This is a genomic window from Micromonospora sp. NPDC047707 (assembly GCF_040704235.1).
Classification (GTDB): Bacteria; Actinomycetota; Actinomycetes; order Mycobacteriales; family Micromonosporaceae; genus Micromonospora.
Map to the genome: position 1 here is coordinate 1 of NZ_JBEYSU010000073.1, position 9,374 is coordinate 9,374.

Annotated in this window: 8 protein-coding genes and 2 pseudogenes; 7 read left to right on the forward strand and 3 right to left on the reverse strand. The window is 67.8% G+C overall.

Annotated features, from left to right (window positions below; all coding sequences use genetic code 11):
- Positions 1-141: 141 nt before the first annotated feature.
- Positions 142-992: pseudogene (locus tag AB0873_RS30950) on the reverse strand (IS5 family transposase).
- Between the two features lie 547 nt (positions 993-1,539).
- On the opposite strand from AB0873_RS30950, the gene AB0873_RS30955 reads away from it, so the two are divergent.
- From AB0873_RS30955 to AB0873_RS30985, 7 genes and pseudogenes are all read left to right on the forward strand, one after another.
- Positions 1,540-2,580 (forward strand): LacI family DNA-binding transcriptional regulator, encoded by a 1,041-nt coding sequence (locus AB0873_RS30955; protein ID WP_366604211.1) that lies wholly within the window; start codon positions 1,540-1,542, stop codon positions 2,578-2,580.
- A gap of 66 nt (positions 2,581-2,646) precedes the next feature.
- On the forward strand, positions 2,647-3,930 hold the full coding sequence (locus AB0873_RS30960; protein ID WP_366604212.1) for an extracellular solute-binding protein: 1,284 nt from the start codon (positions 2,647-2,649) through the stop codon (positions 3,928-3,930).
- Positions 3,927-4,853, forward strand: a complete 927-nt coding sequence (locus tag AB0873_RS30965; protein ID WP_366604214.1) for a sugar ABC transporter permease — start codon at positions 3,927-3,929, stop codon at positions 4,851-4,853. The genes AB0873_RS30960 and AB0873_RS30965 overlap by 4 nt, the downstream gene beginning before the upstream one ends.
- Position 4,854: 1 nt before the next feature.
- Complete coding sequence (locus AB0873_RS30970; RefSeq protein WP_366604215.1) at positions 4,855-5,745, forward strand: carbohydrate ABC transporter permease; 891 nt, start codon at positions 4,855-4,857, stop codon at positions 5,743-5,745.
- 4 nt (positions 5,746-5,749) lie between these two features.
- Positions 5,750-6,820, forward strand: a complete 1,071-nt coding sequence (locus AB0873_RS30975; RefSeq protein WP_366604217.1) for a hypothetical protein — start codon at positions 5,750-5,752, stop codon at positions 6,818-6,820.
- A gap of 58 nt (positions 6,821-6,878) precedes the next feature.
- Positions 6,879-8,438 carry a glycoside hydrolase family 13 protein gene (locus AB0873_RS30980; RefSeq protein ID WP_366604218.1) on the forward strand — a complete coding sequence of 520 codons (1,560 nt, stop codon included), beginning with the start codon at positions 6,879-6,881 and terminating at the stop codon, positions 8,436-8,438.
- 207 nt (positions 8,439-8,645) lie between these two features.
- Positions 8,646-8,821: pseudogene (locus tag AB0873_RS30985) on the forward strand (metal-dependent hydrolase); the annotation flags it as partial.
- Here the strand turns inward: AB0873_RS30985 and AB0873_RS30990 are convergent.
- Together AB0873_RS30990 and AB0873_RS30995 are read right to left on the reverse strand one after the other, a co-directional pair.
- Complete coding sequence (locus tag AB0873_RS30990) at positions 8,791-9,006, reverse strand: hypothetical protein (RefSeq protein WP_366604222.1); 216 nt, start codon at positions 9,004-9,006, stop codon at positions 8,791-8,793. The pseudogene AB0873_RS30985 and the gene AB0873_RS30990 sit on opposite strands and share 31 nt — an antisense overlap.
- Positions 9,007-9,146: 140 nt before the next feature.
- The coding region (locus tag AB0873_RS30995) for a transposase (protein WP_366604220.1) at positions 9,147-9,374 on the reverse strand (228 nt) is incomplete at its 5' end.

The following is a 9,374-nucleotide window of genomic DNA, read 5'->3' on the forward strand; positions in this document are numbered from 1 at the left end:
ACTACGAACCGCGCTCAAGACCATCACGCGCCACGTGAATGACTACACCGCCCGCGCCCGTCTTCCCCAAGCTGCCTGAGAACTTGACACAAGTGTGAAGAACCTAGCGACCAAAGATCGCTAGGCCGTGTCTTCAAAGGTTTATAACCATTGCAGTAGCGCCGCGATGGTGACGGTGGCCTGGTACGACGTGGCGGTCTTGTCGTAGCGGGTGGCAACGCTGCGGCACTGCTTGAGCCGGTTGAAGCAGCGTTCGACGACGTTGCGCCGCTTGTAGAGCTGCTTGTCGAACGCCGGTGGCCGGCCGCCTCGGCTGCCGCGTCGGCGGCGGTTGGCCTGCTGGTCGGCGCGTTCGGGGATGGTGTGCCCGATGCCGCGTCGGCGCAGGTCGGTCCGGATGGCCTTGGAGCTGTAGCCCTTGTCGGCGATGACGTGGTCCGGGCGGACGCGAGGCCGGCCAGGTCCCGGCCGCTCGACGCGGATGCCGGCGAGGACCTGGGTGAAGCGGGTGCAGTCGTTGACGTTGCCACCGGAGAGCACGAAGGCCAGGGTCCGACCCAGGCCGTCGCAGGCGAGGTGAATCTTGGTGGTCAGTCCACCTCGAGATCGACCGAGGGCGTGATCTTGTGGTTCGTCCGTTTCTCGGCTCCCCCTTTAGCGCCCGCAGCATGCTGGTGGGCCCGCACGATGGTCGAGTCGACCGACACCAGCCAGTCGATGTCCCCCGCCGCGTCCGCGTCGGCCTGGACCCCGGCAAGCATCCGGGCGAACGTCCCGTCCAACGCCCACCTGCGGAAACGGGTGTAGATCGACTGCCAGGACCCGTAGCGGGCCGGCACATCCCGCCACGCCGCCCCGGCCCGGATCTTCCACACGATCCCGTTGAGCACCCGCCGATCATCGGCCCGCGGCCGACCACCCGTCACCGCCGACGGCAGGTACCTCGACAACGCCTCCCACTCGGCGTCAGACAACTCGTAGCGACGACCCACGCGCTACATCATCCGACACCAAGATCCTTTGAAGACACTGCCTAGCGGCACCTCTGCTGCCAACGTCTGACACATCAGTGCCGTCAGCGAAACGGTCCCCCGCCGGACTGTCGGGTCGCAGCGGAACGACCGTCGCCGTCGCAGTCCGGGCCATCGGGGAGTGAACCTGATGACGTTTCTTGCTGGCGCGGGTGCCCTTGGCGTCGTGGTTGGGGTGTCTGGGGGTAAGTGGGCGGAGCGGCGGTTGGCGTGAAATCATATCTCGTCTCGTTGTGTTTCCGCAGGTCAGGGGGCCTAATGTGCGTGTCGCCGCTGAGGTAGGCGGCGACCGGTGGTGGCAGCGGTGTGCGAGCCGGCCGAGGGGGGCCGCTGCCGCCATCGTCACTACTGCTGGTGGCGGTCGTGGCCTGGATGGTTCTGGCCGTGTAACACCTGAGACTGGTCGGAGTAAGCCATTGATCCGCTAGCTAAACCGGTCTAGCATCTTTCAAACCGGTTTAGCGGCATGGTGGCTAGTTGACCTGCCGGGCATGGGAAGGAGGCCGGGTTGGTCAGACGAGGTCGGCCGACGATCACCGACGTCGCCCGCGCCGCCGGGGTTTCTAAGGGAGCGGTCTCCTTCGCACTCAACGGGCGGCCTGGGGTGGCCGAGGAGACTCGCCAGCGGATTCTGGCCGCGGCGACGGTGCTGGGCTGGACCCCGAGTCATCGTGCTCGGGCCCTGTCGACCTCACGAGCGTTTGCCGTCGGCTTGGTCTTGGCCCGTCCGCCGGAGTTGCTCGGCGCCGACCCGTTCTTTCCCGCGTTCATTGCCGGCGTGGAACGAGTCCTGGTTGAGCGGAACCAGGCGCTGGTTCTCCAGGTGGTCACCAGCCAGCGGGCGGAGGAGGACGGCTATCGGCGTCTGGCGGCCGATGGGCGGGTGGACGGGGTGTTCCTCCTCGACCTGCGGATCGCCGATCCCCGGATCGCCTTGTTGGAGGAGTTGCGGTTGCCCGCTGTCACGCTCGGTCGTCCCGACGTGGCCAGCCCGTTTCCGGCGGTGCTGGTTGACGACCGGCGGGGGATCACGGCCGCTGTACGTCACTTGGTGGAGTTGGGGCATCGGCATGTCGCGCACGTCGCCGGGCCGGACCACTTCTTGCACGGGACGGCCCGGCGGGACGCTTGGGAGGACGCGCTGCGGGAAGCCGGGTTGCCGCCTGGGCCTTGTGTGCCCTCTGACTTCTCGGCGGCTGGTGGGGCTGCGGCTACCCATGAATTGCTCGGCTTGGCCGATCCGCCGACCGCGATTATCTATGCCAATGATCTGATGGCGATGGCCGGCATGGCTGTGGCTAGGGAACGTGGCCTCGACGTGCCGGGTCAACTTTCGGTCACCGGCTTCGATGACACCGAACTGGCCGCCCACATCAGTCCGGCGTTGACCAGCGTTCGGACCGATCCGTCCGGGTGGGGCGGTGCCGCCGCCCGTGTCCTGCTCGACCTCATCGACGGCGATGGCGGCGCGGATGTCGAGATGCCTCCTGCGCAGCTGGTCGTCCGCGCCTCCACCGCTGCACCGCTCACACCACATCAATCGCCGTGAGCAGCGACCGGCCGCGCGCAGGCTCGGCCGGTCGGTCGTCACGGCAGTCGAGATCGGAGAACCTTCATGAAACGTACCGTCCCCGCCGCGTTGCTCGTCCTGTCTCTCGGCCTCACCGCAGCTTGCGGTGACGGCGGCTCGGACTCCAAGGCTGATTCCTCGACCAAAGGGCCGATCACAATCTGGTTGTCCAACAACAAGGAGGAGCTGGCCTGGGGCAACGCGATGGTCGAGGCGTGGAACAGCCAGCACGCCGACCAGAAGATCACCGCCCAGGAAATCCCGGCCGGCAAGTCCTCCGAGGAGGTCATCGGTGCCGCGATCACGGCCGGGAACGCCCCCTGCCTGATCTTCAACACCGCGCCGGCCGCTGTGCCGCAGTTCCAGAAGCAGGGCGGCCTGGTCGCGTTGGACGACTTCGACGGCGCCAGGGGCTACATCGAGCAGCGCTCCGGTGCGGTCGCCGAACAGTACAAGTCGCCGGACGGCAAGTACTACCAGATGCCCTGGAAGGCCAACCCGGTCATGATCGTCTACAACAAGGCGATCATGCGGAAGGCCGGCGTCGACCCGGAGAACCCGCCGCTTGGCACGTACGCGCAGTTCCTCGACACCAGTCGGAAGATCAAGTCTTCCGGTGCCGCGCGGGCGGCCATCTACCCGTCACCGGCCAGCCAGTTCTACCAGTCCTGGTTCGACTTCTACCCGCTGTTCGCCGCTGAGACTGGCGGGAAGCAACTCGTCGAGGATGGCAAGGCGCAGTTCAGCTCGGCCGAGGGGCAGCGGGTCGCCGAGTTCTGGAAAACGCTCTACACCGAGGGCCTGGCCCCGAAGGAGCAGTACAACGGTGACGCCTTCGGTGAGGGCAAGGCCGCTATGGCGATCGTCGGCCCGTGGGCGATCCCCGTCTACAGCGACAAGATTCAGTGGGGTGTGAAGCCGGTCCCCACCTCTACCGGCACGTCCCCTGTGCAGACGAAGACTTTCAGTGACGCCAAGAACGTCGCCATGTACTCGTCCTGCGAGAACCGGGGCACCGCCTGGGAGGTGTTGAAGTTCGCCACCAGCCAGGAGCAGGACGGCGCACTGCTAACGGCGACCGGCCAGATGCCGCTGCGGGCCGACCTGACCGCCACCTACCCGGACTTCTTCAGCCAGAAGCCCGCCTACCGTGACTTCGCCGACCAGGCCGGACGCACCGTCGAGGTGCCGAACGTGCCGAACTCCATCACCATTTGGCAGACGTTCCGTGACGCGTACTCCGAGTCAGTGATCTTCGGTAAGCGGCCGGTGGCCGACGCGTTCGGCGGGGCCGCGCGGAAGGTCGACGGGCTAGCCGGCCAGCGATGACCGCCCGCCGAACCCGGGGTGCCCATGGGCACCCCGGCCGCCGACCGGTGACGGCCCTGCTGGGTCGTCACCCGGTCGGGCTGGCCCTGATCGCGCCTTATGCCGCGTTCATTGTCCTGGTCTTCGCGTATCCGCTGGGGCTCGCTGTCTGGATGAGCTTCCACGACTACTTCTTCGCCGCGCCGGGAGCTCAGGTCGAGCGTCCGTTCGTCGGGCTAGAAAACTATCGGGCGGTGATCGGTGACCCGGGGGTCCGAGAGGCGTTCGGCAACATTCTGGTATTCCTGCTGATCAACGTGCCGCTTACCGCCGTGCTGGCGCTCACCCTCGCCGTGGCGCTCAACCGGGCCATCCGGGGGCGCACCTTCCTGCGGGTCGCCTACTACGTGCCGTACGTGACCGCCAGCGTCGCGGTGGTCGGGGTGTGGCTGTTCCTGTTCAGCTCGGACGGCCTGGTCAATACGGTCCTCGGCCCGCTCGCCCCGGACCCGTCCTGGCTGGTCAACGAGACACTCGCGATGCCGCTCATCGCGGTCTTCGTGGCCTGGAAGCAACTCGGCTTCTTCATCCTGCTCTACCTCGCCGCGTTGCAGAACGTCCCGAAGGAGCTATACGAGTCGGCGGCGGTGGACGGCGCGACCGCCTGGCAGCGGTTCCGCTCGGTGACCGTACCGGCGGTCCGCCCGGCCACCACCCTGGTGGTGATCCTGGCGACCATCACCGGCGCGAACCTCTTCACCGAGCCCTACCTGCTCACCGGAGGCGGCGGCCCGAACGGCGCCTCCACCTCCCCGGTACTGCTGATGTACCAGCGCGGCATCGAGCAGGGCGCCCCGGACGTGGCGGCGGCCATCGGTGTGCTGCTCGTCATCGGCGTCGTCACCGTCTCGATGATCAACCGCCGACTGCTCGAAAGGAGCTGACATGTCGACCGGCACCCTCGGCGCACCCGCGCCCGGCATGGCGCCTGTGGCCCGCCGTCGCCCCGGCGCCATGCGGCGGGCGCTGCGCACCGCGGCGCTGGTCGCCTTCGCGCTCGCCTTCCTCTTCCCGTTCTACTACATGCTCATCGGGTCATTGCAGACCGAACCGGACACCTCCCCCGCCGGGGCATTCCCTACCGGCGGCCTCACCCTGGACAACTACCGAGAGATCGACGCCGAGATCAACCTGCTGCGGTCTCTGGTCAACTCCGGGATCTTCACCGGCGGGGTCATCCTCGGCACGCTCGTCTTCGGACTACTCGCCGGCTACGCGCTGGCGCAGCTCAGCTTCCGGGGCCGGGGCGCACTCTTCGGCCTGGTCCTGCTGGTCCAGGTGGTGCCGTTCCAGCTCCTGCTGATCCCGCTCTACGTGCTGATCGTGCGCGGCTACGGGCTCGCCGACTCCTACCTCGGAATGATCCTGCCGTTCGCGATCAACACCACGGCGGTCTTCGTCTTCCGACAGTTCTTCCTGCAACTACCGGCCGACCTCTTCGCCGCCGCCCGGCTGGATGGTGCAAGTGAACTGCGCATCCTCTGGTCGGTCGCGCTGCCCCTGGTCCGCCCGGCACTGCTCACCGTGGTGCTGCTGACCTTCATCGGGCCATGGAACGAATTCCTCTGGCCGTTCCTGATCACCAAACAGACCGACATGCAGCCGCTGGCTGTCTCACTCGCCAACTACCTGAGCACCGTCGCCGCGCGGGCCACCAACCCGTACGGCGCGATCCTCGCCGGCGCCTGCGTCCTGGCCGCACCGGCCGTGGCGCTCTTCGTCGCCTTCCAAAGGCACTTCATCTCCAGCAACATCGGATCTGGCGTAAAGGGCTAAACCGTTGACTGTTTCCACCATCGTCCCTTACACCCTCACCCGACTCGGCGTGGTCATGGCGCCGGAGCCGGGACAGCCGCTGGAGGCTGAGGGGGTACTCAACCCTGCCAGCGGCCGTACCCCGGACGGGAAGCTGCACCTGCTGCCCCGGCTGGTCGCCGAGGGCAACGTCTCCCGGGTCGGGCTCGCCGAGGTCGAGTTCCGCGACAGGGTGCCGGCCGGGGTGACCCGGCGCGACGTCGTCCTCGCCCCCGACGAGGGATGGGAGCGCGGGCTGAACAACGCCGGGGTCGAGGACCCGCGCACCACCTGGGTGCCGGAACTCGGCGCGCACCTGATGACGTACGTCGCCTACGGGCCACTCGGCCCGCGCCTGGCCCTTGCCGTCTCCACCGACCTGCGCACCTGGCGCCGACTCGGTCCGGTGCAGTTCGCCTACCAGCCAGGCCTGGATACCGACCTGAACCTCTTCCCGAACAAGGACGCCGTCTTCTTTCCCGAGCCGGTGCCCGGCCCGGACGGCCGACCCTGCTACGCGATGCTGCACCGACCGATGTGGGACCTGGGCTGGTTCCGCCCGGGCGAGGGGGTGCACTTGCCGGCCGGGATCACCGATGAGCGGCCCGGCATCTGGATCTCCTACGTCCCGGCCGAGGAGGTGCACTCCGATCTCACCGCCCTGGTTCGTCCCCGCGACCACCGCTGCGTCGCCCTGTCCGAATTCCCATATGAGGAGTTGAAGATCGGCGCCGGTCCGCCACCGATCCGGGTCGAGGAGGGCTGGCTGCTCATCCACCACGGCGTGACCGGGCACATCCCCGACACCTTCGACCCCAGCAGCCAGAAGGTCGAATACGCGGCCGGGGCGATGCTGCTCGACCCGGCCGACCCGAGCCGGGTGCTGGCCCGCACCGCCGAACCGATCCTGGTGCCCGAAACCGAGGACGAGCGCTCCGGCACCGTGCCCAACGTGGTCTTCCCGACCGCGATCGAGGAGGTCGACGGAGTCCGGTACGTCTTCTACGGGATGGCAGACGCCAAGATCGGCGTCGCCCGGCTGGACCGTGTCCGGTGAGCCGATGACCAGGCCAGCGCCACGGCACCCGTGGTGGCGCGTTGGAGTCTGCTACCAGGTGTATGTTCGCAGCTTCGCCGACTCCAACGGCGACGGGATCGGTGACCTGCCCGGGGTTACCGCCCGCCTGCCCTACCTGGCATCCCTCGGCGTGGACGCTGTCTGGCTGACCCCGTTCTACCCTTCGCCGATGGCCGACGGCGGATACGACGTCGCCGACTATTACGGCGTTGACCCGGTCTTCGGTACCCTCGCCGACTTCGACGCGCTCGTCACCGAGGCGCACCGGCTTGGCCTGCGTGTCGTCTGTGACCTGGTACCCAATCACACCTCGGACCGGCACCCCTGGTTCCGCGAGGCGCTCGCCGCGCCACCGGATAGCGCTGCTCGCCGCCGGTACATTTTCCGCCCCGTCGATGACGACGACCCGGATCGGCCGCCCAACGACTGGCGGTCGGCGTTCGGCGGGAGCGCCTGGCTGCGGGCGCCGGCCCCTGATGGCGGGCCCGACGAGTGGTACCTGCATCTGTTCAGCCCCGAACAACCCGACTTGAACTGGGACAACCCGCAGGTGCCGGCGGAGTTCCAGAGCATCATCCAATGGTGGCTCAACCGGGGTGTTGACGGGCTGCGCATCGACATGGCGCATGCCCTGTTAAAACACCCCGACCTGATCGACGCCGGCCCCGGACAACACACCGACTTCCGGCGCAACCACCTGATGCCCTTCTTCGACCAGCCAGGCGTACACGAGCTGTACCGGCAGTGGCGAACCATGATCGACGCAATGCCCGGACAGCGGGCGTTGATCGGAGAAGTGTGCCTCTTCGACCCAGGCCGGCAGGCCCGATACGTCCGCCCAGACGAGCTGCACCAGGCGTTCACCTTCGAATTGCTGGAATGCGACTGGTCCGCCCAGTCACTACGGGACACTATCGAGCGGACACTCGAGGCGTACCGTCGCGTCGGCGCCTGGCCGGCCTGGGTCCTCAACAGCCACGACGCGACCCGGACCGTCACCCGCTACGGCGGCGGAGAACAGGGACTGCGCTGCGCCCGCGCCGCCGCCCTGCTCATGCTCGCGTTGCCCGGCGCGGCGTACATCTACCAGGGAGAAGAACTGGGGCTGCCCCAGGCAGACCTCCCCGACGAGGCACTCCGCGACCCCATATGGGAACGCTCCGGACGCACGATACGCGGCCGCGACGGCTCCCGGGTACCGATCCCATGGACCGTGGACGGTCACACCTACGGCTTCTCACCGGAAAGCGCCAACCCGCCCTGGCTGCCACAACCCGACCGCTGGGGAACCTGGAGCGTGCAGCAGCAAACGACCGAACCAGCCTCTACCCTGGCGCTCTACCGCACAGCGATCCAGCTACGCCGAGAACTCAGCAACGACGCCGCCGCTGACAAAGAGCTGACCTGGTGGCACACCGGGCCCAACGTGCTGGCATTCCGACGCGGCGACGAGCTCAGCTACGCATTAAACACCGGCGACCAGGCAGCGCCGCTAACCGGCACCGGCAAGGTCCTGCTAGCAAGCGCACCGGTCGAATCAACAAACGGAACACTCCTCCTGCCCCCAGACGCCGCGGTCTGGCTCGCCCCCACGTGACAGGCAGACGCGTTGTCGATGATGAAGTTGCAGCAGAGGTAGCACCCAGCGGCGCAGGACGCGGTCTTCCGGCGCGTCGATGACGACCAGCGCCAGTCCTCCATGACCTCGTGCAGCAGCTCACCGACGCACGAAACCTGTCGGCGCTCTCTGCGATCGTTCCTTCACATTTCGTGTTATCGGTGGAGGGGTGGTGGCAAGACGGTGATGGGGCGTTCGCACGCGTTGTCGGGGGCGGTGGTGTGGCTGGGAGGTTGCGCGGTGGCGGCGGGGTTGGGGCGCGGCCCGCGGTGGGCACGGTGGTGGTCGGCGCGGCGGTCACCGCCCGCGGGGCGTTGCTGCCGGACGTCGATCACCCCGGGTCGGTCATCGCCCGGTCGCTGAGCGGGCGGCCCGGTCGCGGGCCTCGGTCCATGTCGGCGAGTCGGGCGGCGACGCGCTGCTCGCGGTTGGCGCGGTCGGCCCACGTGCCGCGCGGCTCGTTGACATCGGCGTCGTAGCGGCCGCGCGGGTACGCCTCAATGGCGATGGCGAGCACCTGCTCGGCGGTGTAGAGCTGAGCTGCCATCGGTTCCTCCCTAGTAGTGCTTTGTTAGGTTGGTGGTCGTCGTTTCCGTCGGATGGTTCTGATCTTGCGTCGGCAGGTGGGGCATGCGCCGGTCCAGGTGGCGAGGAGTAGTTGGATCTCGCCGATGACCTTGTAGAGGGTCAGGCCGGCGCAGCTGCTTTTGGGTCGAGTCGCAGTGTGGTGATGAACAGGTGCGCGGCGGTGACGAGGGTGACGTGGCGGTGCCAGCCGATCCACGATCGGCCTTCGAAGTGGTCCAGGCCCAGGCCGGGGTTGAGCTCGCGGTAGTCGTGTTCGATCCGCCACCGGATCTTTCCCAGACGCACGAGGGTGGCCGGGTCGGTGTCGTCGGGCAGGTTCGACAGCCA

Coding starts and splice junctions, on each gene's coding strand:
- AB0873_RS30960 (WP_366604212.1), top strand. CDS start 2,647: ATGAAACGTACCGTCCCCGCCGCGTTGCTCGTCCTGTCTCTCGGCCTC.
- AB0873_RS30965 (WP_366604214.1), top strand. CDS start 3,927: ATGACCGCCCGCCGAACCCGGGGTGCCCATGGGCACCCCGGCCGCCGA.
- AB0873_RS30970 (WP_366604215.1), top strand. CDS start 4,855: ATGTCGACCGGCACCCTCGGCGCACCCGCGCCCGGCATGGCGCCTGTG.
- AB0873_RS30990 (WP_366604222.1), bottom strand. CDS start 9,006: ATGGCAGCTCAGCTCTACACCGCCGAGCAGGTGCTCGCCATCGCCATT.